Origin of the sequence: Sphingomicrobium astaxanthinifaciens (assembly GCF_022865105.1) — a bacterium.
GTDB lineage: Bacteria > Pseudomonadota > Alphaproteobacteria > Sphingomonadales > Sphingomonadaceae > Sphingomicrobium > Sphingomicrobium astaxanthinifaciens.
In genome coordinates, this window is the sequence record NZ_JAKNYM010000002.1 from 1,432,591 (window position 1) to 1,457,344 (window position 24,754).

At 69.3% G+C, this 24,754-nt stretch carries 28 protein-coding genes; 15 read left to right on the top strand and 13 right to left on the bottom strand.

Annotated elements, in window-relative coordinates; all coding sequences use genetic code 11:
* Positions 1 to 8 precede the first annotated feature (8 nt).
* From L8951_RS11215 to L8951_RS11235, 5 genes are all read left to right on the top strand, one after another.
* Positions 9 to 332, top strand: a complete 324-nt coding sequence (locus L8951_RS11215; RefSeq protein ID WP_244383247.1) for a YbaB/EbfC family nucleoid-associated protein — start codon at positions 9 to 11, stop codon at positions 330 to 332.
* 115 nt (positions 333 to 447) lie between these two features.
* Positions 448 to 2,082, top strand: coding sequence for a long-chain fatty acid--CoA ligase (locus L8951_RS11220; protein ID WP_244383138.1), 1,635 nt, complete (start codon positions 448 to 450; stop codon positions 2,080 to 2,082).
* A complete protein-coding gene (locus L8951_RS11225) occupies positions 2,079 to 2,522 on the top strand; it encodes a hypothetical protein (protein WP_244383139.1) in 444 nt (147 codons plus the stop codon). Before L8951_RS11220 ends, L8951_RS11225 begins: the two co-directional genes overlap by 4 nt.
* 43 nt (positions 2,523 to 2,565) lie before the next feature.
* Positions 2,566 to 4,245 (top strand): energy-dependent translational throttle protein EttA, encoded by a 1,680-nt coding sequence (gene ettA, locus L8951_RS11230; RefSeq protein WP_244383140.1) that lies wholly within the window; start codon positions 2,566 to 2,568, stop codon positions 4,243 to 4,245.
* A gap of 116 nt (positions 4,246 to 4,361) precedes the next feature.
* The gene (locus L8951_RS11235) at positions 4,362 to 5,771 is read left to right on the top strand and encodes a GGDEF domain-containing protein (protein WP_244383141.1); all 1,410 of its coding nucleotides are present in this window, start codon (positions 4,362 to 4,364) and stop codon (positions 5,769 to 5,771) included.
* Between the two features lie 13 nt (positions 5,772 to 5,784).
* Here the strand turns inward: L8951_RS11235 and L8951_RS11240 are convergent, their stop codons facing one another.
* The 4 genes from L8951_RS11240 to L8951_RS11255 form a co-directional block, all read right to left on the bottom strand.
* Positions 5,785 to 6,321: a hypothetical protein gene (locus tag L8951_RS11240; protein ID WP_244383142.1), complete on the bottom strand. Its 537-nt coding sequence runs from the start codon at positions 6,319 to 6,321 to the stop codon at positions 5,785 to 5,787.
* Positions 6,322 to 6,418: 97 nt separating this feature from the next.
* Positions 6,419 to 7,183: a transporter gene (locus L8951_RS11245; protein WP_244383143.1), complete on the bottom strand. Its 765-nt coding sequence runs from the start codon at positions 7,181 to 7,183 to the stop codon at positions 6,419 to 6,421.
* 111 nt (positions 7,184 to 7,294) lie between these two features.
* Positions 7,295 to 7,849 (bottom strand): hypothetical protein, encoded by a 555-nt coding sequence (locus L8951_RS11250; RefSeq protein ID WP_244383144.1) that lies wholly within the window; start codon positions 7,847 to 7,849, stop codon positions 7,295 to 7,297.
* Positions 7,850 to 7,990: 141 nt separating this feature from the next.
* A complete protein-coding gene (locus tag L8951_RS11255) occupies positions 7,991 to 8,575 on the bottom strand; it encodes a pyridoxamine 5'-phosphate oxidase family protein (protein WP_244383145.1) in 585 nt (194 codons plus the stop codon).
* A 70-nt stretch (positions 8,576 to 8,645) separates the two neighbouring features.
* Between L8951_RS11255 and L8951_RS11260 the strand changes: the two genes are divergently transcribed.
* Positions 8,646 to 8,963, top strand: coding sequence for a hypothetical protein (locus tag L8951_RS11260; protein ID WP_244383146.1), 318 nt, complete (start codon positions 8,646 to 8,648; stop codon positions 8,961 to 8,963).
* A 68-nt stretch (positions 8,964 to 9,031) separates the two neighbouring features.
* Here the strand turns inward: L8951_RS11260 and L8951_RS11265 are convergent, their stop codons facing one another.
* The 3 genes from L8951_RS11265 to L8951_RS11275 are packed head-to-tail and all read right to left on the bottom strand — an operon-like array spanning position 9,032 to position 10,600.
* Positions 9,032 to 9,268, bottom strand: coding sequence for a hypothetical protein (locus L8951_RS11265; RefSeq protein ID WP_244383147.1), 237 nt, complete (start codon positions 9,266 to 9,268; stop codon positions 9,032 to 9,034).
* 12 nt (positions 9,269 to 9,280) lie between these two features.
* Positions 9,281 to 9,808 carry a pyridoxamine 5'-phosphate oxidase family protein gene (locus L8951_RS11270; RefSeq protein ID WP_244383148.1) on the bottom strand — a complete coding sequence of 176 codons (528 nt, stop codon included), beginning with the start codon at positions 9,806 to 9,808 and terminating at the stop codon, positions 9,281 to 9,283.
* Positions 9,809 to 9,868: 60 nt separating this feature from the next.
* Complete coding sequence (locus tag L8951_RS11275; protein WP_244383149.1) at positions 9,869 to 10,600, bottom strand: NYN domain-containing protein; 732 nt, start codon at positions 10,598 to 10,600, stop codon at positions 9,869 to 9,871.
* 112 nt (positions 10,601 to 10,712) lie between these two features.
* Here L8951_RS11275 and L8951_RS11280 point away from each other — a divergent pair, with 112 nt between their 5' ends.
* Positions 10,713 to 11,048: a YMGG-like glycine zipper-containing protein gene (locus tag L8951_RS11280; RefSeq protein ID WP_244383150.1), complete on the top strand. Its 336-nt coding sequence runs from the start codon at positions 10,713 to 10,715 to the stop codon at positions 11,046 to 11,048.
* Here the strand turns inward: L8951_RS11280 and L8951_RS11285 are convergent.
* Genes L8951_RS11285 through L8951_RS11295 form a run of 3 tightly spaced genes read right to left on the bottom strand, consistent with a single transcriptional unit; the run spans position 11,045 to position 12,917 of the window.
* A complete protein-coding gene (locus L8951_RS11285) occupies positions 11,045 to 11,668 on the bottom strand; it encodes a carbonic anhydrase (RefSeq protein WP_244383151.1) in 624 nt (207 codons plus the stop codon). The two genes, L8951_RS11280 and L8951_RS11285, sit on opposite strands and share 4 nt — an antisense overlap.
* Positions 11,668 to 11,973: a P-II family nitrogen regulator gene (locus tag L8951_RS11290; protein ID WP_244383152.1), complete on the bottom strand. Its 306-nt coding sequence runs from the start codon at positions 11,971 to 11,973 to the stop codon at positions 11,668 to 11,670. Before L8951_RS11290 ends, L8951_RS11285 begins: the two co-directional genes overlap by 1 nt.
* Positions 11,973 to 12,917, bottom strand: a complete 945-nt coding sequence (locus tag L8951_RS11295; protein ID WP_244383153.1) for a sodium-dependent bicarbonate transport family permease — start codon at positions 12,915 to 12,917, stop codon at positions 11,973 to 11,975. Before L8951_RS11295 ends, L8951_RS11290 begins: the two co-directional genes overlap by 1 nt.
* An 80-nt stretch (positions 12,918 to 12,997) precedes the next feature.
* Here L8951_RS11295 and lipA point away from each other — a divergent pair, with 80 nt between their 5' ends.
* Positions 12,998 to 13,918 carry a lipoyl synthase gene (gene lipA, locus L8951_RS11300; RefSeq protein WP_244383154.1) on the top strand — a complete coding sequence of 307 codons (921 nt, stop codon included), beginning with the start codon at positions 12,998 to 13,000 and terminating at the stop codon, positions 13,916 to 13,918.
* The gene (locus tag L8951_RS11305) at positions 13,918 to 14,379 is read left to right on the top strand and encodes a type II toxin-antitoxin system RatA family toxin (RefSeq protein ID WP_244383155.1); all 462 of its coding nucleotides are present in this window, start codon (positions 13,918 to 13,920) and stop codon (positions 14,377 to 14,379) included. Before lipA ends, L8951_RS11305 begins: the two co-directional genes overlap by 1 nt.
* On the opposite strand, the gene L8951_RS11310 is transcribed toward L8951_RS11305, so the two are convergent.
* Positions 14,340 to 14,831, bottom strand: coding sequence for a CinA family protein (locus L8951_RS11310; protein WP_244383156.1), 492 nt, complete (start codon positions 14,829 to 14,831; stop codon positions 14,340 to 14,342). The genes L8951_RS11305 and L8951_RS11310 overlap by 40 nt on opposite strands.
* On the bottom strand, positions 14,828 to 15,976 hold the full coding sequence (locus L8951_RS11315; protein ID WP_244383157.1) for a bifunctional 2-C-methyl-D-erythritol 4-phosphate cytidylyltransferase/2-C-methyl-D-erythritol 2,4-cyclodiphosphate synthase: 1,149 nt from the start codon (positions 15,974 to 15,976) through the stop codon (positions 14,828 to 14,830). Before L8951_RS11315 ends, L8951_RS11310 begins: the two co-directional genes overlap by 4 nt.
* 86 nt (positions 15,977 to 16,062) lie before the next feature.
* Here L8951_RS11315 and dusB point away from each other — a divergent pair, with 86 nt between their 5' ends.
* From dusB to hflX, 5 genes are all read left to right on the top strand, one after another.
* Positions 16,063 to 17,067, top strand: coding sequence for a tRNA dihydrouridine synthase DusB (gene dusB / locus L8951_RS11320; protein ID WP_244383158.1), 1,005 nt, complete (start codon positions 16,063 to 16,065; stop codon positions 17,065 to 17,067).
* A 90-nt stretch (positions 17,068 to 17,157) separates the two neighbouring features.
* Positions 17,158 to 19,407, top strand: a complete 2,250-nt coding sequence (locus tag L8951_RS11325; RefSeq protein ID WP_244383159.1) for a sensor histidine kinase NtrY-like — start codon at positions 17,158 to 17,160, stop codon at positions 19,405 to 19,407.
* Positions 19,407 to 20,786, top strand: a complete 1,380-nt coding sequence (gene ntrX, locus L8951_RS11330; RefSeq protein WP_244383160.1) for a nitrogen assimilation response regulator NtrX — start codon at positions 19,407 to 19,409, stop codon at positions 20,784 to 20,786. Before L8951_RS11325 ends, ntrX begins: the two co-directional genes overlap by 1 nt.
* Before the next feature lie 5 nt (positions 20,787 to 20,791).
* Positions 20,792 to 21,223 (top strand): RNA chaperone Hfq, encoded by a 432-nt coding sequence (hfq, locus tag L8951_RS11335; protein WP_244383161.1) that lies wholly within the window; start codon positions 20,792 to 20,794, stop codon positions 21,221 to 21,223.
* Positions 21,220 to 22,509 carry a GTPase HflX gene (gene hflX, locus L8951_RS11340; protein ID WP_244383162.1) on the top strand — a complete coding sequence of 430 codons (1,290 nt, stop codon included), beginning with the start codon at positions 21,220 to 21,222 and terminating at the stop codon, positions 22,507 to 22,509. Before hfq ends, hflX begins: the two co-directional genes overlap by 4 nt.
* 39 nt (positions 22,510 to 22,548) lie before the next feature.
* Here hflX and mazG read toward each other — a convergent pair whose 3' ends face one another.
* Positions 22,549 to 23,322 (bottom strand): nucleoside triphosphate pyrophosphohydrolase, encoded by a 774-nt coding sequence (gene mazG / locus L8951_RS11345; RefSeq protein ID WP_244383163.1) that lies wholly within the window; start codon positions 23,320 to 23,322, stop codon positions 22,549 to 22,551.
* 94 nt (positions 23,323 to 23,416) lie between these two features.
* Here mazG and L8951_RS11350 point away from each other — a divergent pair, with 94 nt between their 5' ends.
* Positions 23,417 to 24,670 (top strand): DUF819 family protein, encoded by a 1,254-nt coding sequence (locus L8951_RS11350; RefSeq protein ID WP_244383164.1) that lies wholly within the window; start codon positions 23,417 to 23,419, stop codon positions 24,668 to 24,670.
* The last annotated feature ends 84 nt before the right edge of the window (positions 24,671 to 24,754 follow it).

Consider the following 24,754-nt stretch of genomic DNA (forward strand, 5'->3'; position numbering starts at 1 on the left):
TGCCCGACATGCCCGATATGAACGACATCCTCGCCATGGCCCAGAAGGCGCAGGAAGACCTCGCCAACGCCCAGAACAAGCTCGACGAGATCGAGGTCGAGGGGCAGGCCGGCGGCGGGCTCGTCAAGGTCCGCGCCTCCGCCAAGGGCCGGATCATCCGGGTCGAGATCGACGAGAGCCTGATGAAGCCCGAGGAGAAGGGGATGGTCGAGGACCTCGTCGCCGCCGCCTTCAACGACGCCAAGGCCAAGGCCGACCTCGCCGCCGCCGAGGAGATGAAGAAGGCCACCTCGGGCTTCCCGCTCCCGCCCGGCATGAAGATGCCCTTCTAGCGGCCGCGCACGCGCCGCCGCGAGCCCCCCGCCCATGCGGGGGCCCGCACGGGCGTTGCGGCCCCGGAAATTCCCCGTTAGCGTCGCTTTCTGTCAGGAACAGGAAAGGTGCGCGATGACCCTACGTCTGGGAACCCAGCAGGACTGGCCCTTGAACGTGATGCGGCTGGTCGACCATGCCGAGCGCGAACATGGCGACCGCGAGGTCGTCTCGGCCTGGGCCGACGGCTCGACCAGCCGGACCAGCTGGGGCGAGATCGCGCGCAAGGCGCGTCAGATGGCACGCGCGCTCGAGAAGCTGGGGCTGGGGAAGGGCGACCGCGTCGCCACCCTCGCCATGAACCACGAGCGCCACCTCATCAGCTGGTACGGCGCGATCGGCATGGGCGGGGTCTTGCACACCATCAACCCGCGCCTGTTTCCCGAACAGCTCGCCTATATCGGCAACCATGCCGAGGACCGCGTGCTCCTCTACGACGCGATGATGAAGCCGCTGGTCGACGCGATGAAGCCGGCGTGGAAGACGATCGAGCATTATATCGTCTACGACCCGCCCGCGGGCTGGGAAGGCGACCCCAGCTTCGAGGAATGGATCGGCGCCGAGGATGACGAATTCCGGTGGGTCGAGGCCGACGAGCGCGACCCCATCGGGCTGTGCTACACCAGCGGCACCACCGGCAACCCCAAGGGGGTCATCTACGAGCATCGCGGCATGGTCCTCCACGCGCTCGCCGAAGTGCAGCCCGACTGTTTCGACCTCGGCAAGCGCGACTGCGCGCTGCCGATCGTGCCGATGTTCCACGCCAACGCCTGGGGACTGCCGTGGGCGGCGCCGCTGGTGGGCTGCAAGCTGGTGCTCAGCGCCGACTATAGCGCCAAGCGGATGGTCGACCTGTTCCGCGACGAAAAGGTCACCCATTCGGCGGGCGTGCCGACCATCTGGGTCGACATGATCGCGCATATCGAGAAGACCGGCGACACGCTCGACAATCTCAAGACCGTGACCATCGGCGGCTCGGCCGCGCCGCGCGCGATGATCAAATGGTTCCGCAGCCACGGGATCGAGGTCGGCCACGCTTGGGGAATGACCGAGCTCAGCCCCATCGGCAGCCTCGCGGGCAAGCCCGCCGGCTGGGAGGACATGTCCGATGAAGAGCAGATCGAATGGACCGCGCGGCAGGGGCGCGTGCCCTTCGGCATCGAGATGCGGATCGTCGACGATGCCGGCAACGTGCTGCCCCGCGACGGCAAGGCGAGCGGCGACCTGCAGGTGCGCGGCGCCTGGGTGATCGAGCGCTACTTCAAGGAAGACGCGCCCGCGATCGATGCGGACGGCTGGTTCTCGACCGGCGACGTCGCCGCCTTGCATCCCGACGGCACCATGCAGATCACCGACCGCTCGAAGGACGTCATCAAGTCGGGCGGCGAATGGATCAGCTCGATCGAGCTCGAAAATGCCGCGGTCGGGGTCGACGGGGTGGCCGAGGCCGCCTGCATCGGCATCTTCCACCCCAAGTGGGACGAGCGCCCGCTGCTCGTCTGCGTGCGCGAAGAGGGGCACCATGTGACGGGCGAGGAGGTGCTCGCGGGGATCCGCGACCAGGTCGCCAAATGGTGGCTGCCCGACGCGGTCGAATTCGTCGACGAACTGCCCCACACCGCGACGGGCAAGCTGTCGAAAAAGACCTTGCGCGAACAGTTTGCGGACTATCGCTTCGAAGGCGTCGAAGCGATGACGGGGCGCGATTGACGGCGCCGCGCGCCTTGGGCCGCGCCGCGCGCACGCTGCTGAGCGGCGCCGCGCTCGGCGCGCTCGTGCTCGGGGTCGGCGGGCGGGTGGTGATGCGGCTGCTCGCGCTGTCCGACGCCGCGCCCCCCGGCTTCAGCTGGGGCGGCACCGGCGAGGTCATCGCCTATGGCGCGCTCGTCGGGGTGGGCGGGGGGCTGCTGCTGCTGCTGCTCGGCCTGCTCTGGGGGCAGAGCCCGCGCCGCGGCGTGCTGCTCGGGCTCCTCACTTACGGTGCCGCGGCGCTGACGCTGCCCGCGCATATCGCCGCGACCACGGCGGCGCTGGGCGAGCGCGCCGCGCCCGCTTTGATGCTGTTCGGCGTCTGCTTCCTCCTGTACGGCTGGCTGCTCGACCGGCTCGCCCCCGCGACGCCGTTTGCACAACGCGGGCGAGGTCATTAGGTAGCCCGCTAACTTCCTCACCTAACTAAGGGATTCGCGACCCATGGCCGCCCAGTACGCCTTCGTCATGAAGGACATGACCAAGTCCTTCCCCGGTGCCCAGAAGCCGGTGCTCTCGAACATCAACCTGCAATTCTACCAGGGCGCCAAGATCGGCATCGTCGGCCCCAACGGCGCGGGCAAGTCGACGCTCATGAAGATCATGGCGGGGATCGACAAGGACTTCCAGGGCGAGGCCTGGCCGGGCGAGAACATCACCGTCGGCTACCTGCCGCAGGAGCCCCAGCTCGACGAATCGAAGACCGTGCTCGAAAACGTCAAGGACGGCGCGCGCGAGATCGCCGACAAGGTCGACCGCTTCAACGAGATCACCACGCTGATGGGCGATCCGCCCGCCGATGCCGATTTCGACGCGCTGATGGCCGAGATGGGCGAGCTGCAGGAAGCGATCGACGCGGTCGATGGCTGGACCCTCGACAACCAGCTCGAGATCGCGATGGAAGCGCTGCGCTGCCCGCCCGGCGATGCCTCGGTCGCCAACCTGTCGGGGGGCGAGAAGCGCCGCGTCGCGCTCACCCGCCTGCTGATCCAGAAGCCCGACATCCTGCTGCTGGACGAACCGACCAACCACCTCGATGCCGAGAGCGTCGAGTGGCTCGAGAACCATCTCAAGGAATATGCGGGTGCGGTGCTGATGATCACCCACGACCGCTACTTCCTCGACAATGTCGTCGGCTGGATTCTCGAACTCGATCGCGGCAAGTATTTCCCCTACGAGGGCAATTATTCGACCTATCTGGAAAAGAAGGCCAAGCGGCTCGAGCAGGAAGCGCGCGAGGAAAGCGGGCGCCAGAAGAGCCTGTCGCGCGAACTCGAGTGGATCCGCCAGAGCCCGAAGGCGCGCCAGACCAAGTCGAAGGCGCGTATCCGCAAGTTCGAGGAACTGCAGGACGCACAGGCCAACCGCAAGCCGGGCAAGGCGCAGATCGTCATCCAGGTCCCCGAGCGGCTCGGCGGCAAGGTGATCGAGGCCCACAACATCTCCAAGGCCTATGGTGACAAGCTCCTGTTCGAGGATCTGTCCTTCACCCTCCCGCCCGGCGGCATCGTCGGCGTGATCGGCCCCAACGGCGCGGGCAAGTCGACGCTGTTCAAGATCATCACCGGGCAGGAACAGCCCGACAGCGGCACGATCGAGATCGGCGACACCGTGCGGCTCGGCTACGTCGACCAGAGCCGCGACGACCTCGATCCGTCGAACAACGTCTGGCAGGAAATCTCCGACGGGCTCGACTATATGCAGGTCAACGGCCACGACATGTCGACCCGCGCCTATGTCGGCGCGTTCAACTTCAAGGGGCAGGACCAGCAGAAGAACGTCGGCAAGCTGTCGGGGGGCGAACGCAACCGCGTCCATATCGCCAAGATGCTCAAGGAGGGGGGCAACGTCCTCCTGCTCGACGAGCCGACCAACGACCTCGACGTCGAGACGCTGGGCGCGCTCGAGGAAGCGATCGAGAATTTCGCCGGCTGCGCGGTGGTGATCAGCCACGACCGCTTCTTCCTCGACCGGCTCGCCACGCACATCCTCGCCTTCGAGGGCGACAGCCATGTCGAATGGTTCGAGGGCAATTTCGAGGCCTATGAGGAAGACAAGCGCCGCCGCCTTGGCGATGCCGCCGACCGCCCGACGCGCCTCGCCTACAAGAAGCTGACGCGCTAGCCCCGCGCGCGGGCGACGCCCCCTCGCGTCGCCCGCGCCGGGCGCCCCCATGACAAATCGCCGCCGCCGCGCTAGGAAAGGCGGGGAGGGCGGCTCGGTGCGCCCGTGGGGGAATCATGACGACACGCGCGCGCGCCCTGGCCCAGGTCGCGACCTTTAGCCTTCTCTATTTCGCCTGTGCGGTGGCGGCGCTGTTCGTGACCGGCGGCGAGGACGGCATCGCCGCGATCTGGCCCGCGAGCGGGGTCTATATCGCCGCGCTCCTGCTGACCGGGCCCACGCTGCGCGGCCCGCTGGTCGCCGGCGTCGCGGCCACCAGCCTCGCCGCCAACCTGTGGGGCGGCGTCGGCTGGCTGGTGGCGGTGGGCTACACCGTCGCCAACATCCTCGAGGGGCTGGTGGTGTGGCGGGTCATGGGGGCGCGGCGCGCGACCCCCTTCCTGACCCCCGCCACGCTGCTGCGCTTCCTCGTGGCGATCCTCGTCGGCGCCATCGCCAGCACCGCGATGGCCGCGCTCCTCTCGCTCAACCCGTCGCCGACCTTCCTGTCGAGCTGGGCGACCACCGTGCTGCTCGGCATGGCGACGGTCACCCCGACGATCATGTTCCTCGTGCAGGATCGGCGCGGGCGACGGCGGCTGACCAGCCCGCGCGCGTTCGCGGTGCTGGCGCTGGTCGCGGGACTGTCGGTCGCCGCCTTCGCCCAGACCGACTATCCGCTGCTCTTCCTGCCGATGGCGGGGCTGGCCTTTGCCACCTTCGCGATCGGGGTGAGCGGCACCGCGCTCGGCATCGTCATCGTCACCGCGGTGGGTTCGCTCTATACGGCGATGGGGGAGGGGCCGGTCAGCTCGGCCTTCGCCAGCATCACCAGCCAGGTGCTCTACTTCCAGGCCTATCTCGTCTGCCTGATCGCCTCGACGCTACCGCTCGCGGTGCTCCTCACGCGGCTCGGCGAGGAGGCCGAGCGCAACCTCGAGCTGGCCGAGACCGACGCGCTGACCGGGCTCGCCACCCGGCGCAAGATCCTCGCCCGGCTCGACCAGGCCATGCAGCGCGCGCGCGAGGAGGCGGGCGCGCTGTCGATCGCGATGATCGACCTCGATCATTTCAAGCGCATCAACGACCGGTTCGGGCACGAACGCGGCGACGAGATCCTGCGCACGATCACCGCCATGATGCGCGACCGGCTCGGCGCGCATGGCGAGATCGGGCGGCTCGGCGGCGAGGAGTTCATCGTCATCTTCGAAGGCGTGTGGGCGCACGAGCGGCTCGAGGTCTGCGACCGGTTGCGCCGCGCCGCCGCCGAGCGCCAATGGCCTGCCGACGGCCCCGACACGGTCACGCTGAGCATCGGACTGGCCGATTTCTCCGACCGCTACACGCTCCCCGGCGAGATGCTGCGCGCAGCCGACACCGCGCTCTATCGCGCCAAGGACGGGGGGCGCAACCGGTGCGCGATCGACGCCACGCGGGCGCCCGCGTCCCCGGACCCGCGCCCGCGACCGCGCCTCGCCAGCGGCTGACCCGTCCCCGCGCTCAATCGGCCTCGGGCGCGTCGCGGTCGGCAGCACCCTGGGCGCGCGCGGCCGCCGCGGCGGCGGCCTCGCGCGCCGCGGCCAGCTTGGCCTCGAGCCGCTCGACCTTCGCCTTCGCCTTCTCGGCGGCGCGCTGCGCCATCGCCTCGGCTCGATGCGCCTCGCGGTCGGGGTCGGCGGCGGCGCGCGCGGCGCGCTGCGTTGCCTTGGCGGCCTGTCGCTCGGCGCGTTCGGCGGCCTTCCTCGCCTGGTGCGCGGCGCGCTCGGCCTGCCGTGCGAAGCGGTCGCGCATCGCGTCGCCCTGCCGCTGCGCGCGCGCGCGCATCGCCTCGGCCTGGCACTGCCAGTCATGGCGGTTCATGTCGCGCATCTCGCCGATGGCGGCGAGGAACTCGTCGCGCGCCGCCATCGCGAGGTCCTTGAAGCGCGCCATATGCTCGCTCGCGCGGGCGCGGGCCTCGTCATGGTCATGACCGTGGCCATGGTCGTGGCCGTCGCCGTGGTCGCCGTGGTCGCCGTGGTCGTCTCGCTCGTGCATGATCGCCCTTCCTTTCCGATCTACTGTATCGTTACAGCAATACAGCTAAGATGGGAAGGGTGACGCGGGTTTCAATCCCCGCCGCGCCGCGCCGCGATCAGTCGGCGGCGCGCAGGCTGAGGAGCAGCCCCACCCCATAGTCGGGCGCGCCGCTCGACAGCCCGACCGTGCCGTAGCCGGTCAGGCTGAACCGGCGATCGAGCCGGGTCACCAGCCCGCCGAACAGCGAATGGCTGTCCGCGACCGTGTTCACGCTCGCCTGGCTGAAGTCGTAGCTGACGATGCCGATCAGGTCGGCCGACAGGATCAGCGTCGCGCCGAGCGTGCCGTAGAGGCCGTTGTCGAGGTCGCGGTCGGCGGGGTCGCCGAGCCAGCGATGGCCCAGTTCGACGAAGGGGGTGACGTTGCCGCTCGTATAGGCCAGCTCGCCGCCGAGCGAGAGATCGGCCTTGCCGGTCGACAGGTTGCGCGCGGCATCGCCGGTCGGCAGCTTGACCCGCCCGCCCATCGACAGCTCGACGCCGTCGACGTCGATCAGGTCATAGCCCGCGCGCAGCGACAGGTCGCCGACACCCGAGCGGCGCGAACTGGTCGTGTCCTCGCCCTCGACGATCGGCGCGCCGCCGCCGCCGACGACGCTGTTCGAACCGTCGATAGACAGGAAGGGCAGCGAGGCGCCGAGCGACCATCGGTCCTTGGCCACGCGCACCCCGAAGGGCACGACGAGCACGCTGGTCTTGGTGTCGGTGCCATAGCTGCCGCTCGAATAGTCGGCGCCGGTCGAAACGGTCACCCGCTGCGCTTGCGCGGGGGTGGCCAGGGCCAGGCTCGCGAGCCCGGCCAGCATCAGCGATCGAAGCATGTCGGATTGTCCTGCTGGAAAAGGAAGGGGCGCCGCCATCTCCCTTGCGCGACGCCCCTTCGGGCAAGCGGGTCGGCCCGAGGCGAGCCGACCTGCTGCATCGGTTGTGCCCTAGCGACCGCCGCGGCCGTTGCCGCGCGCGTCCCTTGCGTTCTTGCGCGCCTCGCGCGCTTCCTCGCGGGCGGCGCGGGCATCCTGGCGGGCGGCCTTGGCGACCTCGCGCGCTTCGGCGGCGGCGGCGCGCGCCTCGCTGACATGCGCCGGGCGTGCCATCTCGCGCACCATATGGCCGATACCCGGGCGTTCGGGGTCGCGCTCGCCCTGCGCCAGCTCGCGCACGCTCGCGCCGAGGCCGTTGCTCGCCGCGCTGTCCTCGCCGGCCTCGGTGTCGGTGTCGGTGTCGGTCTCGGTGTCCGTATCCGTCTCGGTGTCCGTGTCCGTCTCGGTGTCCGTATCCGTCTCGGTGTCCGTATCCGTCTCGGTGTCCGTATCCGTCTCGGTGTCCGTATCCGTCTCGGTCTCAGTCTCGGTGTCGGTGTCCGTCTCGGTCTCGGTGTCGGTTTCGGTCTCGGTGTCGCTGTCCTCGCCGCCGGCATCCTGCGCCAGCGCCGGCGTGATCGCGAACATCGCCGCAGTCGCGGCCACCAGCATCGTTTTCCTCGTCATTGGTCCATCCCCGGAAAAAAGTTTTACCCTAGGCGCCGAGGATGAGCCCGCGCCGGGGGGCGGGGTCAATCGAGCGGTATAGCCGGGGTGAACGGTTATCGGTGAGCCGAGCCGTGCCGCGCGACGAAGCGAGCGGTGCGCTCAGGGCGCCAGCCACGTCGAGCGCCCGTCGCGGCGCCACAGCGCGCGGCGATGGCCGTCATGGGCAAGGCTGAACCAGTCGATTTCCTCGAGCTCGACCTTGAGGATCGCGAACTGGTCGCGCGCCTGCGCGGCGAGCCGGGCCGGGTCGGGTTCGGTCTCGCGCACGTCGGCGGGCAGGTTGGGGAGGGGGGCGGGGTGCGCGCTGCTCGGGGGATGCGGCGCGAGATAGCAGCGGCGCGCGAAATTGCTGCTCGCCGCCCACGCCGCCTCGACCTCCTCGCCCTGCGTGGCGATCATCCCGGTGCCGCGCATCCGCAGCTGCACCTTGGCCTCGCGATCATAGGCGAGCAGCCCGATCCGCGGGTCGGCGGCGAGCACCGCCACCTTGGGCGCGCGCACGTCGGTGTGAAAGCGCAGCGTCACCGCCTCGCGGTCGACCGCGCGCAGCACCATCACCCGCGCATCGGCATCGGCGGTGGCGACGATCGGCAGGTGCATGGCGTGACGGCGATCGCGCGCCCCCGCCTCGAGCCGGTCGAGCGCATCGGCGAGGATTGCCTCGAGCGTGTCGGGTCGGGTCATGCCCCGGCCTACCATCGCGTCCTGGGCGGGGCTAGTCTTGGCCCCCGCTTCTGGTCTAGGGGGTCGCGCCATGGCTGGACAGATCAAGACGATCGGGGGAGCGGTGGCGGTTGCGGCGGCGCTGATGGTCGGCGTTCCCGGCGCCAAGATGCTCGGCGCGCGCTTGTCGGTGCCCGCCTACGAGTGGCGCGGGACGGCGGAGGAATTCTGGCCGCGCTTCCTCACCCACCGCATCGCCGCGCGCGACTATGCGCATATCCGCATCGCCTGCCCCGGCGCGATGCCGCGCCATGTCTACATGCTCGACCACCGGCTGCTTCAGCGCTCGGCGCTCGAGGCGGCCCGCGCGCGTCATCGCGCCTGCACGGTCAGCCAGATTCTGCGTTGACGAACGCCCCCGCCGCCCGGGGGCGGCAGGGGCGCGCGTGGCCGAAGGCCAGCGGGGCGGGGTACGCGTCAGACCTGGTGGTCGCCGCGGACCCGCAGCCCGTGATTGATGTCGTCCTGCTTGTCGACGCCTTCGCTGGCGTCGGGGTCCTCGACCCGCTCGAGCGCGGCCTGCGTCCCGATATCGGTCTCGAGGTCGCCCTGAAAGCGGCCCTGGAAATCGGGGGTCTCGAGGCTGCGGTCGAGGATCTCGCTGTCGTCGTTCTGCTTGGCCGTCTCGGCCCGGCGGTTGCGATCATCGCTCATGGTCGGCTCTCCTTACAATTGCACGTCGGCGCGGTGGCTCTCGTAATCGGGCTTCTCGGGGTCGCCGCCGAGGAAGTCGATCGCCGCCTGCACGAGATGCTCGGCGCCGGCATTTTCCCACACGTTGGCGGTCTCGGTGTCGAAGCGCAGGAGGACGAGGTTGGGGTCGTCCTTGCCGCCCTCGTACCAGGGCGCGATCATCGAGTTCCACAGGCGGTCGATCACCGCGCGGTCGTTGTCGACCACGAGGTTGCCGTGGATGTGCGCGAACAGGTCGTGCCCCTTGTCCTGGAAGCTGGCGATGGCGCGATGGCTCTGCCCGAGCCCCTCGACGAGGCTCTCGCGCTTGTCGGCGAAGAAGTAGATCTTGCGGTCCGCGCCCTCGCCGTCGATCTGCACCGTCATCGGCCGGGTGCGGCTGTCCTCGACCCCCTGGAGGCCGAGCATGACGAAGGGGCTCGAGCCGCCGAGCGCCTTCCACAGCTTTTTCTCGAGGTCGCGGCGCACCGTCGCGTCGGATTGGTCATTCTTGAAAAACATTCCCGTCTCCTTGTTCCGTTTGGAAAGAAAACGGGTGGGCGGGCGGCCCCGTTCCGCGATCTACCGCAGACGCTTCACCACCAGTCGCCCGTCGCTCCCCTTCTTGACCTCGTAATGGTCGAGGCTGCGCACGAGGTCGGACAGGCGGGTGAAGCCGTAGTTGCGCACCGCGAAACTCGACACCGCCTTGGCGCGCTGCCCCAGTTCGGACAATGGCGCATAGCCCTCCTCATCGCGCTTGGACGCCTTGTAGGCATTGCCGAGGATGGTGAGCAGTTCCTCGTCGACGGTGCGATCGGCGCTCGGGGTGCCGCCCCCGTTGTCGCCGCTGCGATCGGCCAGCGCGGCGACATCGAAGAAGCGGGTGCAGGCCTGCTTGAAGCTGACCGGGGTCTTGGCGGTGCCGAAGCCGTAGACCGGCAGCCCGTCCTCGCGAAGCCGCTGCGCGAGCGGCAGGAAGTCGCTGTCCGAGCTCATCAGCCCGAACCCGTCGACGGTGCCGCGATAGAGCAGGTCCATCGCGTCGATGACCATCCGCATGTCGGTCGCCGACTTACCCTTGACCACGTCGAACTGCTGGACCGGCACGATCGAATGGCGCCCGGTCAGGTCGCCCCACGTCTTGAGCGCGGGCTTGCGCCAGTTGCCATAGGCGCGGCGGATGTTGATCTCGCCCAGCTCGGCGAGCACGGTGAGCACCTCGTCGAGGTGTTCGGGGCTGGCATTGTCGGCGTCGATGAGGAGGGCGATATTGAGCTCCTCCTCGCTGCCGCGCGGCTGGCGGCTACTCATCTGTCGTTCATTCCCATTCATCTCACATAGCGGTTCGGTGGCGGAACGAAAGGCCCGTCCTTTGCGTCCCCACCAGCGTGAAATGTCTGGAACGGGAGAAGTTGCGATGGGAATGAAGACTGGTGGAGCGATGCTGGCGGCGGGGCTTCTCGTGACCGGCTGCGCGACCGACCCCTATGGCTATGACGACCCCTATTATGCGGGGCGCGACAACCAGCAGCTCGAACGCGCCGCCAAGGGCGCGGCGATCGGCGGGATCGCGGGCGCCGCGGTCGGCGCCGTGGTCGACGGGGTCAGCGTCGTCGAGGGTGCCGCCGCGGGCGCGGCGATCGGCGCGGTCGCCGGCGCGGTGATCAAGGGTCGCCAATATTATCGCGATACGCAGGGCTACTGCTATTATGTCGACGACAACGGCAACCCCGTCTACGACTATGACACCGACTGCTAGTCGTTGACGAACCGCCCGCTCGCCTCGTCGAGCAGCAGCAGCCGCCCCGTGCCGATCGTGAAGTGGCAGCCGTGGAGCTTGAGGCTCCCGGCGGCCTCGCGCTCGGCGATATAGGGGAAGGTCCGCAGGTTCGCGAGGCTGTGGCGGATCGCCGCCTGCTCGAGCGCGAGCTGCTTGTCCTCGCACGCATGATCGGCGAGCACTGCGTCGCGCGGGCCGTCGATCAGGCTGATCCAGTTGTCGAGGAAGCTGTGCCCCGGGGCGCCCTGGTCGCCGCCCGCGAGCGCGGCCTTGATGCCGCCGCAGGCGCCATGCCCCATCACCACGATGTGGCGCACCCCCAGCCCGGTGACCCCGAACTCGATCGCCGAGCGCGCCCCGGCCAGCCCCGCCTCGCTCTGGAACGGGGGCACGAGATTGGCCACGTTGCGCAGCACGAAGGCCTGCCCGGGGACGAGGTCGAACACCGTCGCGGGATCGACCCGGCTGTCGCAACAGGCGATGATCATGACCGGCGGGTGCTGCCCCTCGGCGAGATCCTCCCAGCGCCCCTTGTGGCGATAATAGTCGTTGCGGCGGAAGCGATGATAGCCGTCGAGCAGTTCGCGAAACTCGGGCATCAGAAGCGCTCGCGCCGGATGACTTCGACCTCGCCGATGGTCAGCAGCAGCCGGTGACTGTCGAGCAGCGGGGCGATCGCCTCGAGCAGCTGCCCGGCGTCCTCGGCGGTGCCGATGGCGAGCAGCATCACCTTGCTCGACCCGGTCAGCCGCTCGTCCTGCCACGCCCCGCCGCCGCCGCTGCCCTGGAGCACCGGCATCACCGTATGCCCCGAGAAGCCGGCCTCGCGGACGATCCGCCCGAGCTTGGGGACGAGCTGCTCCTCGAGCAGGATCTCGACGCGTTTCATCTTGGACAATTGCATCAGGCGAGCACTCCTGCGAGCCAGCTGAGGAAGAAGATGTTGACGACCACGTTGAAGGGGAAGGTGATCCCCAGCGACATCGACAGATAGATGCCCGGATCGGCCTGCGGCAAGGCCAGCCGCATCGCCGCGGGCACCGCAATGTAGGATGCGCTAGCGCCGAGGACGCCGAGGATCGCCGCGGTCCCGGGTTCGAGCCCGATCAGCGTGCCGAGGACCACCCCGATGATCCCGTTGGCGGCCGGCATCAGGATGCCGAGCAGCGCGAGCCGCCAGGTGATCGTGCGCGTCTCGCGCAGCCGCCGCGAGGCGAGCAGCCCCATGTCGAGCAGGAACAGCGCGAGGATGCCCTTGTAGCCGACGGCGAAGGTGGGGGCGATCGGCGCGAACCCCTCGGGCCCGGCGACATAGCCGATCAGCATCGAGCCGATCAGCAGCACCACCGAGCTGTTGAGCAGCACCTCGTGCAGCAGCTCGGCGCGGCTGCTGTCGCTGTCCTTGCGCGCGAGCGAGAGCCCCGAGATGATCGCCGGCCCCTCCATCAGCGCCAGCACCGCGACCATGAACCCCGCCGCGGGCATCCCGGCGGCGTCGAACATCTCGGCGGCGGTGATATAGGTGACGAGGCTGACCGAGCCGTAATGCGCGGCGGTCGCGGCGGCATCGACCCGCGCCAGCCGGCCGATCCGTGTCAGCAGGAAAAAGGCGGGGTAGGGGACGAGGAAGCTGAGCCCGACCCCCGCCGCCCCCGCGAGCAGGAGGTCGCGGGTGATCCCCGCCTCGGCGATCGCCACCCCGCCCTTGAGCCCGATCGCGACCATCAGGTAGATCGCCATCGCCTTGGCCATCGCCTCGGGGATCGCGAGGTCCGAGCGGGTGAATCCCGCGAACATGCCGAGCACGAAAAACAGGATGATCGGCGAGGTGAGCGTCTCAAGGATCATGGTAGCCCCACGGTAGGTGTCGCGACGTGGGCTAAGGTGCGGCCTTGGCAATGGCAAGCCTGATCGCTATCTCGCCCGGCATGAACGCACCCGTGATCCCGACCCCCAAGCGCAAACCCGACTGGATTCGCGTCAAGGCGCCCGTCTCCAAGGGCTATAACGAGACCAAGGGCCTGATGCGCGAGCTCGGGCTGGCCACGGTGTGCGAGGAAGCCGCCTGTCCCAATATCGGCGAATGCTGGGACAAGAAGCATGCCACCGTGATGATCCTCGGCGACACCTGCACGCGCGCCTGTGCCTTCTGCAACGTCAAGACGGGCATGCCGCGCCCGGTCAACCCGATGGAGCCCGAGAACACCGCGATCGCGGCGGCCAAGATGGGGCTCAAGCATATCGTCATCACCTCGGTCGACCGCGACGACCTGCCCGATGGCGGGGCCGACCAGTTCGTCAAGGTGATCCGGGCCCTTCGCGAACACACCCCCGGGACCACGATCGAGATCCTCACCCCCGACTTTCGCGGCAAGCACGAGCAGGCGATCGAGAAGATCGTCGAGGCGCGCCCCGACGTGTTCAACCACAATCTCGAGACCGTGCCGCGGCTCTATCCGACGATCCGCCCGGGGGCGCGCTATTACGCCTCGCTGCGGCTGCTCGAGCGGGTCAAGGCGCTCGACCCCTCGATCTTCACCAAGTCGGGGATCATGGTGGGGCTCGGCGAAGAGCGGCTCGAGGTGCACCAGGTGATGGACGACATGCGCTCGGCCGACATCGACTTCCTCACCATGGGGCAGTATCTCCAGCCCACGCCCAAGCATGCCGAGGTCAAGGAATTCGTGCCCCCCAAGACCTTCGAGGCCTATGCCGCGATCGGCCGCGCCAAGGGCTTCCTGCTCGTCGCCGCGAGCCCGCTGACGCGTTCGAGCTATCACGCCGGCGACGATTTCGAGAAGATGCGCGCCAATCGCGAAGCCAAGCTGGCCAAGGCGTCGCAGCGTTAATGCCGCGCCATAGCGAGACCCGCCGGCTTCCCTATTCGCCCGAACAATTGTTCGCGCTGGTCGCCGATGTCGCGCGCTATGACGAATTCCTGCCGTGGGTCAGCGCGGTGCGCGTGCGCTCGGAAAGCGAGGACGAGCTGGTCGCCGACCTGATCGTCGGCTTCAAGGCCTTCAAGGAACGCTTCACCAGCCGGGTGAAGAAGGACTATCCCGACAAGATCACGGTCGACTATATCGAGGGACCGTTGAAGTTCCTGCACAACGAATGGACCTTCGAACCCGACGGGGAAGGGGGGACCAACCTCCACTTCTGCGTCGATTTCGCGTTCAAGAACCGCATCTTCGAGACCGTCGCGGGGCAGATGTTCGACCGCGCGCTGCGGCGCATGACCGACGCCTTCATCGCCCGCGCCGACGCGCTCTACGGCGACAGCAGCGAGAGCGCTTCCAACGCCGCCTGAGTGCGGATCGCATCGCGGCTCGCGGCCGCGTCGAATTGCTTCAGGACCGCTCGCGTCGCGCCGCTGCTGTCGGCGCGCGCGAACCAGACGGTGCCGACCGGCTTTGCTGCCGAGCCGCCCCCCGGGCCCGCCACCCCCGTGATCGCTACCGCGACATCGGCGCCCGCGCGCCCCAGCGCCCCCTCGGCCATCGCCCGCGCCACCTGTTCGGACACCGCGCCGTGCAGCTCGATCAGCACCGGGTCGACCCCGACCATCCGTACCTTGGCCTCGTTGGCATAGGTGACGAACCCCGCGACGAAGACATCGGAGGAGCCGGCGATGTCGGTAAGCGCGGCGGACACCAGCCCGCCGGTGCAGCTTTCGGCCATCGCCACCCGCGTCCCGCGGCGGCGATGCGCCTCGAGCACGCCTTGCGCCGCCGCGACCAGCGCGGGCGCCAGCGCGCTCATGGCGCGGGGGTCCGGATGGTGGCGATCGCCTGGCAGGCGATGCCCTCGCGCCGCCCGGTGAAGCCGAGCTTTTCGGTGGTGGTCGCCTTGACGCTGACCTGGCCGTCGGCAAGCGCGAGGATGGCGGCGATGCGCGCGCGCATGGCCGCGCGGTGCGGCCCCACCTTGGGCGCCTCGCAGATCACGGTGGCGTCGACATGGTCGATGATCCCGCCCGCCCCGCGCACCAGATCGGCGGCGTGGGCGAGGAAGCGATCGGACGAGGCCCCCTTCCATCGCTCGTCGGAGGGCGGGAAATGTTCGCCGATGTCGCCCAACGCCGCGGCGCCGAGCAGCGCGTCGGTGATCGCGTGGAGCAGCACGTCGGCATCGCTGTGCCCCGCGAGCCCCTTGTCATGCGCGATCTCGATCCCGCCGAGCATGACGGGGCCGGGCCCCTTGAAGCCGTGGACGTCGAAACCGAGCCCCGTTCGCGATATCATTCGTGCCTCCAGCATGGCCTGCGCGCGCGCCCAGTCGGCGGGCACCGTGAGTTTGTCGAGGAGCGGATCGCCTTCGACCGTGGCGACCGGCAGCCCCGCCGCCCGCAGCACGCTCGCCTCGTCCGTCGGCGCCCCATCGGCGCTCGAATGCCTGCCCAGGATGTCGACCAGATCGGCGGTGAGGAACGCCTGCGGGGTCTGCACGCGGACCAGCCCGTCGCGGCTCTCGGGCAGCGTTAGGAAGACCCCGTCGGAGCGCGCGACCGTATCGGGGACCGCCAGCACGGGCACCGCCGCGGCATGGTCGTCGAGCGCCGCGATGAGCCGGTCGATCACCGCGGGCGGGCAGAAGGGGCGGGCGGCATCGTGGACGAGGACGTGGCGCGTTGCCACCGCCGCCAGCCCGCGCGCGACGCTTTGGCTGCGGGTGGCGCCGCCGATGATCGGGTCGCCGACCGCGCGCGTGCCGAGCGCCGCGCGCGCCTCGGCCTCCTGCCCGGCGCCGATGACGACGCGCACGGCGTCGATCCGCGGGTGGGCCGAGAGCGCGTCGACCGCATGCGCCAGCACCGCCTTGCCCGCGAGCATCCGATATTGTTTGGGCGTCTCGCCGCCCATCCGGCTTCCCGACCCGGCGGCGACGATGAGGGCGGTCACGTTCATGAGGCCATGCCATGCCGCGCAAATTCGGGCCTGTGAAGGCCCGTTCATTGCGCGATCAGGCGAAAAACCCTATGTGCGCCTCCATCATGACCCGTCTCAAGCCCATCCAGATCGGCGACATCACGATCGCCGAACCCGTCATCCTCGCGCCGATGACGGGGGTGACCGACACGCCCTTCCGCAAGGTCGTCAAGCGCTACGGCTGCGGCCTCACCGTGTCCGAGATGATCGCGTCCGAAGCGATGATCCGCGAGACCAAGCAGAGCCTCCAGAAGGCGACCTGGGACCCGTCCGAAGACCCCGTCTCGCTCCAGCTCGCGGGCTGCGAGCCCTCGCGCATGGCCGAGGCGGCCAAGCTCAACGAGGACAAGGGCGCGGCGATCATCGACATCAACATGGGCTGCCCGGTGAAGAAGGTCGTCAATGGCTATGCCGGCTCCTCGCTGATGCGCGACCTGCCGCTCGCCGCCGCGCTGATCGAGGCGACGGTCAAGGCGGTCAAGGTGCCGGTCACCGTCAAGATGCGCATGGGCTGGTGCCACGACAGCCTCAACGCCCCCGAACTCGCGCGCATCGCCGAGGATCTCGGCGCGCAGATGATCACGGTGCACGGGCGCACCCGCAACCAGATGTATCGCGGGTCGGCCGACTGGGACTTCATCGCCCGCGTCAAGCAGGCGGTCTCGCTGCCGGTCATCGTCAACGGCGACATCAACAGCCTCGCCGACGCGCACGCCGCGCTCGACGCCTCGAGCGCCGACGGGGTGATGGTCGGGCGCGGTGCCTATGGCAAGCCGTGGCTGCTGGGCCAGATGATCGCCGACCTGTGTCACGGCGAGACCCGCGATGACCCGCCGCTCGCCGAACAGCTCGCGGTGATCCTCGAGCAATATGACGACATGATCGCGCTCTACGGCGAACGCGTCGGGGTCAATTGCGCGCGCAAGCACCTCGGCTGGTACACCAAGGGGCTGCACGGTTCGGCCGAGTTCCGGAACGCGGTCAACCAGGTCGAGAGCGCGGCCGAGGTGAAGGCGATGCTGCGCGACTATTACGCCCGCTTCATCGAGGGCCAGCGCGACGCCGCCTGACCCGCGCCGGCGGCAACCCGCGCGCGGCAATGTCGCCGATCGGTCAAACTGTGTTTTTGATGCAACGCTTCCGTGCTAGGCAGGCACGGCATGATCAGCGTGAGTGATTCTCCGCGAGCCGGCTTGCCGCTGCGCCTGTCCTCGCCCTCGACCCGCTTGCGGCTGGCGACGGTGGTCGCCGCGCTTGTCCTCGTCGCCATGCTGGCCTTCTCGGCCGACATCCTGCTGCACGACCATGACACCCCGACGCTGGTGAGCCCGCCGCTGATCGCCGCGCTGATGGTCGGCAACCTCCTCCCGGCGATCGGACTGATGGTCCTGCTATCGCGGCAGATCGCCAAATATCGCGGTCGCAAGCAGGGGGTGGGGATGGGGCAGATCCACACCCGGCTGGTGGCGCTCTTCTCGATCATCGCCGCGGTCCCCACCGTCACGGTGGCGATCTTCGCCTCGCTCCTGATCCAGTCGGGGCTCGAATTCTGGTTCTCCGAGCGCGCGCGCACGATGCTGATCGACACCGTCGAGATCGTCGATTCGGTGCTGCTCGACGAGCAAACCGACGTGTCGGAAGAGGCCATCTACATGGCCTATGACCTCGTCGGCTTCCTGCCCGAGATGGACCCGCGCAGCGAGGCCTTCCGCAACGAGGTCGGCTACCAGGCCTATGTCCGCGAGCTCAACGAGGCCGCGGTCCTGGCGATCGACGAGGAGGGCAATATCGAGACCCTCGTCGCGATCAACCCGTTCCCGGGGATGATCGACCGCGACAATATCCTCGCCGCGCGCAACCAGCTCGAGGGCAATGACGCCGTCGGCATCGCGATGGTCGACCGCATCGCCTTCCTGACCGCGCTGCCCGATGTCGAGAACGGCTTTCTCTTCGCCTCGCGCGAATTCCGCTCGAACCTGCTCGAGAAGATCAACCGCGCCGACAGCATCCGCGCCTCCTATGACGACATCATCGAGCGCAGCCGGGTCAACCAGCTGCGCTTCAACGCCGCGCTCTTGATCGGCGCCATCCTGATCGTGGCGCTCGCGATCTTCGCCGCGCTCAAGCTGGCCGACCGCATCGCGCGCCCGGTCGGGCAGCTGGTGGCCGCCGCCAACCGCGTCGAGGAGGGCGATTTCACCGCGCGCGTGCCGCCGCAACCCTCGGCCGACGAGATCGCCACGCTGGCGACCGCCTTCAACCGGATGACGAGCCGCATCGAGGAACAGACCGGCGCGCTGCTCTCGGCCAACGAGGAACTCGACCTGCGCCGGGCCTTCATCGAGGCGGTCCTGTCCTCGGTGACCGCGGGGGTGATCGCGACCGACGAGGAGGACCGCATCCTGCTCGTCAACCGCTCGGCCACCCTCCTGCTCGCCGACGAGGACACCCCGCTCGAGGGCGAGCGGCTGATCGATCGCTCCCCCGAACTGGGCGAATTCCTCGCCGGGGCGAGCCAGGAGACCACGCTCGACCTCGCCACCAAGGGCGGGCTGCGCACGCTCGCGGTCAAGCGCGTGCGCTACGAGGACGGCGCGGTGCTGACCTTCGACGACGTCACCGACCAGCTCTCGGACCAGCGGCGCGCCGCCTGGTCCGACATCGCGCGCCGCATCGCGCACGAGATCAAGAACCCGCTGACCCCGATCCAGCTCGCCGCCGAGCGGCTCCAGCGCCGCTACGGCGACACGATTCCGGACGACGACGACACCTTCGAGCGGCTGACCCAGACGATCGTCCGCCAGGTCGGGGACCTGCGGCGCATGGTCGATGAATTCTCCAATTTCGCGCGCATGCCCAAGCCCAGCTTTCGCGACGAGGACGTGCACGACATCGCCCGCGCGGCGCTGTTCCTCCACGAGGTCGCGCACCCCGGCATCCGCTTCTCGATCGATCCCCCGCGCGGCCCCATCCGCATGGTCTGCGACCGCCGCCAGCTGGCGCAGGCGCTCACCAATATCGTCAAGAATGCGGTCGAGGCGATCGAGGCGCGCCGCAAGCAGGGCGACGCGCGCGAGGAGGGCGATTTCATCAGCCTCGAAATCTCGCGCCACGGCGGCGAGCTGACGATCGAGATCGTCGACAGCGGGGTCGGGCTGCCCGCCGAGCGCGAGCGGATGACCGAGCCCTATATGACGACCCGCGTGCGCGGCACCGGGCTCGGCCTCGCGATCGTCAAGAAGATCGTCGAGGAACATGCAGGCCAACTGGCCTTTTTCGACCGGGAGGGCGGGGGTACCCGCGTCCGCATCAGCTTCGATGCCGCCCGGCTGGAAGATCGCGCCGAGGGCGAGCCCGGCACCCCGCTCACGCGGTCCGGAGAGGACCAAGAGTATGACGAGGACATCTGATGCCGCTTGAGATCCTGGTAGTCGACGACGAAGAAGACATTCGCGAGCTGGTCGCGGGCGTGCTCGAGGACGAGGGCTATAGCGTGCGCTCGGCCGCGGGCAGCCGCGAGGCGCTCGAGGCGATCGAACAGCGCCGCCCGCACCTGGCGCTGCTCGACGTCTGGCTCCAGGGCTCGGACCTCGACGGGCTTCAGCTGCTCGAGGAGGTCAAGCGACGCGACCCCTCGCTGCCCTGCATCATGATCTCGGGCCACGGCAACCTCGACACCGCGGTCGCCGCGGTGCGCGCGGGCGCGGTCGACTTCATCGAGAAGCCCTTCGAGGCGGGCAAGCTGCTTCACCTCGTCGAGCGCGCCACCGAGACCGACCGGTTGCGGCGCGAGAACGCGCGGCTCAGGAAACAGACGCTGCGCGATGAACAGCTCGAGGGCACCTCCTCGGCGATCAACGCGGTGCGCGCCACGCTCAAGCGCGTCGCCCCGACCGGCAGCCGGGTCATGATCACCGGGCCCGCCGGGGTCGGCAAGGAGATCGCGGCGCGGATGATCCACGGCTGGAGCCCGCGCGCGCAGGCCCCCTTCGTCGTCGTCTCCGCCGCGATGATGGCGCCCGAGCGGGTCGAGGAGGAACTGTTCGGCATCGAGGAAGGCGGGGTGGCGCGCCCCGGGCTGCTCGAACAGGCGCACGGCGGCACGCTGTTCCTCGACGAGATCGCCGACATGCCCCTGAACACGCAGGCCAAGATCCTGCGCGTGCTCACCGACCAGAGCTTCACCCGCGTCGGCGGCGACCGCCCGGTCAAGGTCGACGTGCGCGTGCTCTCGGCCACCTCGCGCGACCTTCAAGAGGAGATCGAGGCGGGGCGGTTCCGCGAGGATCTCTTCTATCGCCTCAACGTCGTGCCCGTGACGATCCCCCCGCTCAACGAGCGGCGCGAGGACATCGTCACGCTGGTCGACCATTTCCTCGCCCGCTTCGCCGCCGAACGGCGGGTGCGCCCGCCGCGCGTGTCGGACGAGGCGATGGCCGCGCTGCAAGCGCATGAATGGCCGGGCAACGTGCGCCAGCTGCGCAACATCATCGAGCGCACCATGATCCTGACCCCGGGCGACCGGGTCGACTGCATCGAGATCGACCTGCTGCCCGCCGAGGTCACCGACGGGGGCGGCGATGCCAAGAGCGCGACCTCGACGGTGGCGATGATGGGCTCGCCGCTGCGCGAGGCGCGCGAGAATTTCGAGCGCGAATATCTGCGCGTCCAGATCCGGCGCTTCTCGGGGAACATCAGCCGCACCGCCGCCTTCATCGGCATGGAACGCTCGGCGCTGCACCGCAAGCTCAAGGCGCTCGGCGTCACCGACAAGCGCGACAAGAACTGACGCCCATGCCCACCGGCCCGTCCTCGCTGCAGGACCAGTTCCTCAACCTGGCGCGCAAGGGCGCGCTGCCCGTCACGCTGTTCCTCCTCAAGGGGGTACGACTGCAGGGGCTGATCAGCGGGTTCGATGCCTACAGCCTCACGCTCACGCGCGGCGGGGAGGAGCAGCTCGTCTACAAGCAGGGCGTCTCGACCATCCTGCTGCGCGACCAGCAGCCCTTCGCCCCGCCCGCCCCCCCGCGCGGCGACCGCCAGGCCGACTTCCTGCGCCGCCGCCTCGGGCAGGGGGTCCGGCTCCACCTCGTCAACGGGATCGCGCTCGAGGGTCGACTCGCCGGCCACGGCGCCTATGCGCTGCTGCTCGAGCAGGCGCGCGACCTCCAGCTCGTCTTCAAGCATGCGATCGCCACCGTGGCCGACGCGGAGCCCGGTGCATGAGCGTGTTCAACCGCGACGAGGAGGGGGCGGGCGGCCAGCGCGCGCTGCTGGTGGTGCCGACCCTCGCCCGCCATCCGCACAGCCGCGGCCCCGAGGCGCGGATCGAGGAGGCGAGGGGGCTGGCCGAGGCGATCGGCATCGAGGTCACCGACGCGCTCGCCTTCACCGTCCGCCAGCTGCGCCCCGCCACCCTGCTCGGGGGCGGGCAGGTCGAGGAGATCGCGGCGGCGGCGGCCGCCGATGACGTCACGCTCACGATCGTCGACCACATGCTCTCGCCGGTGCAGCAGAAGACGCTCGAGGAGCGGCTCAAGACCAAGGTGATCGACCGCACCGGGCTCATCCTCGAGATCTTCGGCGAACGCGCGGCGACCGCCGAGGGGCGGCTCCAGGTCGAGCTTGCGCACCTCGACTACCAGGCCGGGCGGCTGGTGCGCTCGTGGACCCACCTCGAGCGCCAGCGCGGCGGCTTCGGCTTCCTCGGCGGCCCGGGCGAAACCCAGATCGAGGCCGACCGGCGGATGATCCGCGACCGCATGGCGCGCATCCGCAAGGAACTCGAGCAGGTCAAGAAGACGCGCGGGCTGCACCGCGACCGGCGCCAGCGCGCGCCGTGGCCGGTGGTCGCGCTGGTGGGCTATACCAATGCCGGAAAATCGACGCTTTTCAATCGCCTGACCGAGGCTTCTGTCATGGCGAAGGACCTCCTGTTCGCCACGCTCGACCCGACGATGCGCAACGTCAAGCTGCCGGGCCACGACAAGGTCATCCTGTCCGACACGGTGGGGTTCGTCTCGGACCTGCCGACCCAGCTCGTCGCCGCCTTCCGCGCCACGCTCGAGGAGGTCGCCTCGGCCGACCTCATCCTCCATGTCCGCGACATCGCGCACCCCGACAGCGAGGCGCAGGCCGACGACGTCGAGCAGGTGCTCGCCGACCTCGGGCTCGAGGAGGGCAAGGGGCCGCCGCGGCTCGAGGTCTGGAACAAGGCCGACCTGCTCGCGCCCGACGACTACGCCACGCTCGAGGGCCGCGCCGCCACCCGCGGGGCGATCCTCGTCAGCGCGCGCAGCGGGCAGGGGGTCGAGCGGCTGCGCGCGATCGTCGGCGAGGCGCTCGATCCCGACCGGCAGCGTCATGACGTCGCGCTATCGCTCTCGGACGGTGCGCGCATCAGCTGGCTCCACGCCAACGGCAAGGTGGTCGGGCAGCGGGTCGAGGACGAGCGGCTCCACCTCACCGTCGAGCTGTCCGAACAGGACTGGGAACGCTTCAACGCGCTGTAGCCCCCCGTCGCGATCCCCGCTCGCCCCCGGCGCGGGGCCTCACTCCTGCAGCGCGCGCTTGGCCTCGCGCCACAATTGCTCCTTGCCATCGAGGTCGCGGGCGGCGAATTCGGGATGCGCCTCGATCGCGCGAAAGCGCGCCTCGAACTTGCGGTTGGCCTTGCGCAGCGCTTCCTCGGCGTCGATCCCCAGGAACCGCGCGAGGTTGACCACCGCGAACAACAGGTCGCCCAGTTCCTCCTCGCGATGCGCCGCCCCGCGCGCGTCCTCGAGTTCGGCCAGTTCCTCGTGGATCTTGGCCGTCGCCCCGCTGGCATCGGGCCAGTCGAAGCCGGTGCGCGCGGCGCGTTTTTGCAGCTTCTGCGCGCGTTCGAGCGCGGGCAGGGCGAGCGCCACCCCCGCCAGCGCGCTCTGGTCCCCCGTGCCGGCCTTGTCCTCGCGTTCGGCCGCCTTGATCTCTTCCCACAGGTGGTGGCCGCCGGCATCGGCGGCGCCGAAGATGTGCGGGTGGCGGCGCTCCATCTTGTCGGCGATCTTCGCGAACACGTCGGCCAGCGTGAAGGCGCCTTGCTCCTCGGCCATCACGCTATGGAAGATCACCTGCAGCTGGAGGTCACCCAGTTCCTCGGCGAGGTCGGCCATGTCGCCGCGCGCGATCGCGTCGGCCACCTCATAGGCTTCCTCGATGGTGTAGGGGGCGATGCTGGCGAAATCCTGGACGCTGTCCCATTCGCAGCCGGTCTCGGGATCGCGCAGGCGGCGCATGATCGAAACGAGCCGCTCGAGGCCCGCGCTCTGCTGCTGGTCGGTCATCGCCGCACCATGGCGCGCGCGCGGCGGAATCAAAAGCCTTTTCCCGAGCCGCCCGAGCCGCCATGGTGGCGGGCGAACAGCTACAGGATTTCTCGTGGACGAACAGGTTGCGCCGAGCGCGCTCATCACGTCGGATGCCGTCACCTTCGGCATCCTCGCCGCCATTCTCGGCCTTCTCTTCTGGACCCGCAGCCTCGGCGGGCGATGGGCGAAATTCTACGGCGTCGTGCCGATCATCCTGCTGTGCTACCTCATTCCCTCGCTGCTGACCTCGTTCAACGTCATCACCAGCGAGACCAACCTGTGGCAGGTAGCCAAGGACTATTTCCTGCCCGCCGCGCTCATCCTCCTCACGCTGAGCATCGACATGAAGGCGGTGATCGGGCTGGGGCCCAAGGCGCTGATCATGTTCTTCACCGCCACCGTCGGGATCGTCATCGGCGGGCCGATCGCGGTGGCCCTCGTCGGCACCTTCAGCCCCGAGACCGTGGGCGGGGAAGGGGCCGATGCCGCCTGGCGAGGGCTCGCCACCGTGGCCGGCAGCTGGATCGGCGGCGGGGCCAACCAGACCGCCATGCTCGAGGTCTACGGCTACAACATCGAGAATTACGCGGCGATGGTCGCGGTCGATATCGTCGTCGCCAACATCTGGATGGCCTTCCTGCTCTACGGCGCGGGCAACCCTGAACCGATCGACCGCTGGCTCAAGGCCGACACCAGCGCGATCACGCGGCTGCAGACCAAGATGGCCGACTATTCGGCCTCGATCGAGCGCGTCTCGAAGACCGAGGATTTCATGGTGATGGTCGCGCTGACCTTCGCGGGGGTGGGGCTGTCGCACCTCGTCGCGCTCCTCGTCGGGCCGGCGATCGCGGCGCTTCCCGGGATGGAGGAAAGCGTGCTCACCAGCGGCTTCTTCTGGGTCGTCGTCGTCGCCACCACCTACGGGCTGGCGCTGAGCTTCACCCGCGCGCGCCAGCTCGAGGGCGCGGGCGCCTCCAAGCTCGGCACCGTCTTCATCTTCCTGCTGGTCACCATCATCGGCACCAAGATGGACATCTTCTCGGTCGCCGAGCGGCCGCTGTTGTTCCTCGTCGGCATCATCTGGATGCTGGTCCACACGATCCTCCTGTTCACGGTGGCCAAGATGATCCGCGCGCCCTTCTTCTTCATCGCGGTGGGCTCGAAGGCCAATGTGGGCGGCGCCGCCTCGGCGCCGGTGCTCGCGGCGGCCTTCCATCCGGCGCTGGCGCCGGTCGGGGTGCTGCTCGCGGTGCTCGGCTATGCGCTCGGCACCTATGGCGCGATCCTGTGCGCCGAGATGATGCGGGTGGTGGTCGGGGGCTGACGCCCCGCTCACCTGCGGCATCGCCCGCTGCGGCTGCGGCGCTACGGTGATGGCCTTGGCGGACTGCAGCGCTGCGGCAGGGGC

Excerpts from the sequence above, each read along its gene's own strand:
- L8951_RS11290 (WP_244383152.1), bottom strand. The coding sequence starts at position 11,973 with ATGCAATTGTCCAAGATGAAACGCGTCGAGATCCTGCTCGAGGAGCAG.
- L8951_RS11215 (WP_244383247.1), top strand. The coding sequence starts at position 9 with ATGCCCGATATGAACGACATCCTCGCCATGGCCCAGAAGGCGCAGGAA.
- L8951_RS11245 (WP_244383143.1), bottom strand. The coding sequence starts at position 7,183 with ATGCTTCGATCGCTGATGCTGGCCGGGCTCGCGAGCCTGGCCCTGGCC.
- L8951_RS11270 (WP_244383148.1), bottom strand. The coding sequence starts at position 9,808 with ATGTTTTTCAAGAATGACCAATCCGACGCGACGGTGCGCCGCGACCTC.
- ettA (WP_244383140.1), top strand. The coding sequence starts at position 2,566 with ATGGCCGCCCAGTACGCCTTCGTCATGAAGGACATGACCAAGTCCTTC.
- L8951_RS11310 (WP_244383156.1), bottom strand. The coding sequence starts at position 14,831 with ATGAGCGCGCTGGCGCCCGCGCTGGTCGCGGCGGCGCAAGGCGTGCTC.
- L8951_RS11285 (WP_244383151.1), bottom strand. The coding sequence starts at position 11,668 with ATGCCCGAGTTTCGCGAACTGCTCGACGGCTATCATCGCTTCCGCCGC.
- L8951_RS11255 (WP_244383145.1), bottom strand. The coding sequence starts at position 8,575 with ATGACCCGACCCGACACGCTCGAGGCAATCCTCGCCGATGCGCTCGAC.
- L8951_RS11220 (WP_244383138.1), top strand. The coding sequence starts at position 448 with ATGACCCTACGTCTGGGAACCCAGCAGGACTGGCCCTTGAACGTGATG.
- L8951_RS11265 (WP_244383147.1), bottom strand. The coding sequence starts at position 9,268 with ATGAGCGATGATCGCAACCGCCGGGCCGAGACGGCCAAGCAGAACGAC.
- L8951_RS11280 (WP_244383150.1), top strand. The coding sequence starts at position 10,713 with ATGAAGACTGGTGGAGCGATGCTGGCGGCGGGGCTTCTCGTGACCGGC.
- hfq (WP_244383161.1), top strand. The coding sequence starts at position 20,792 with ATGCCCACCGGCCCGTCCTCGCTGCAGGACCAGTTCCTCAACCTGGCG.
- dusB (WP_244383158.1), top strand. The coding sequence starts at position 16,063 with ATGACCCGTCTCAAGCCCATCCAGATCGGCGACATCACGATCGCCGAA.
- L8951_RS11235 (WP_244383141.1), top strand. The coding sequence starts at position 4,362 with ATGACGACACGCGCGCGCGCCCTGGCCCAGGTCGCGACCTTTAGCCTT.
- lipA (WP_244383154.1), top strand. The coding sequence starts at position 12,998 with ATGAACGCACCCGTGATCCCGACCCCCAAGCGCAAACCCGACTGGATT.
- mazG (WP_244383163.1), bottom strand. The coding sequence starts at position 23,322 with ATGACCGACCAGCAGCAGAGCGCGGGCCTCGAGCGGCTCGTTTCGATC.
- L8951_RS11250 (WP_244383144.1), bottom strand. The coding sequence starts at position 7,849 with ATGACGAGGAAAACGATGCTGGTGGCCGCGACTGCGGCGATGTTCGCG.
- L8951_RS11260 (WP_244383146.1), top strand. The coding sequence starts at position 8,646 with ATGGCTGGACAGATCAAGACGATCGGGGGAGCGGTGGCGGTTGCGGCG.
- ntrX (WP_244383160.1), top strand. The coding sequence starts at position 19,407 with ATGCCGCTTGAGATCCTGGTAGTCGACGACGAAGAAGACATTCGCGAG.
- L8951_RS11305 (WP_244383155.1), top strand. The coding sequence starts at position 13,918 with ATGCCGCGCCATAGCGAGACCCGCCGGCTTCCCTATTCGCCCGAACAA.
- L8951_RS11275 (WP_244383149.1), bottom strand. The coding sequence starts at position 10,600 with ATGAGTAGCCGCCAGCCGCGCGGCAGCGAGGAGGAGCTCAATATCGCC.
- hflX (WP_244383162.1), top strand. The coding sequence starts at position 21,220 with ATGAGCGTGTTCAACCGCGACGAGGAGGGGGCGGGCGGCCAGCGCGCG.
- L8951_RS11315 (WP_244383157.1), bottom strand. The coding sequence starts at position 15,976 with ATGAACGTGACCGCCCTCATCGTCGCCGCCGGGTCGGGAAGCCGGATG.
- L8951_RS11240 (WP_244383142.1), bottom strand. The coding sequence starts at position 6,321 with ATGCACGAGCGAGACGACCACGGCGACCACGGCGACCACGGCGACGGC.
- L8951_RS11325 (WP_244383159.1), top strand. The coding sequence starts at position 17,158 with ATGATCAGCGTGAGTGATTCTCCGCGAGCCGGCTTGCCGCTGCGCCTG.
- L8951_RS11295 (WP_244383153.1), bottom strand. The coding sequence starts at position 12,917 with ATGATCCTTGAGACGCTCACCTCGCCGATCATCCTGTTTTTCGTGCTC.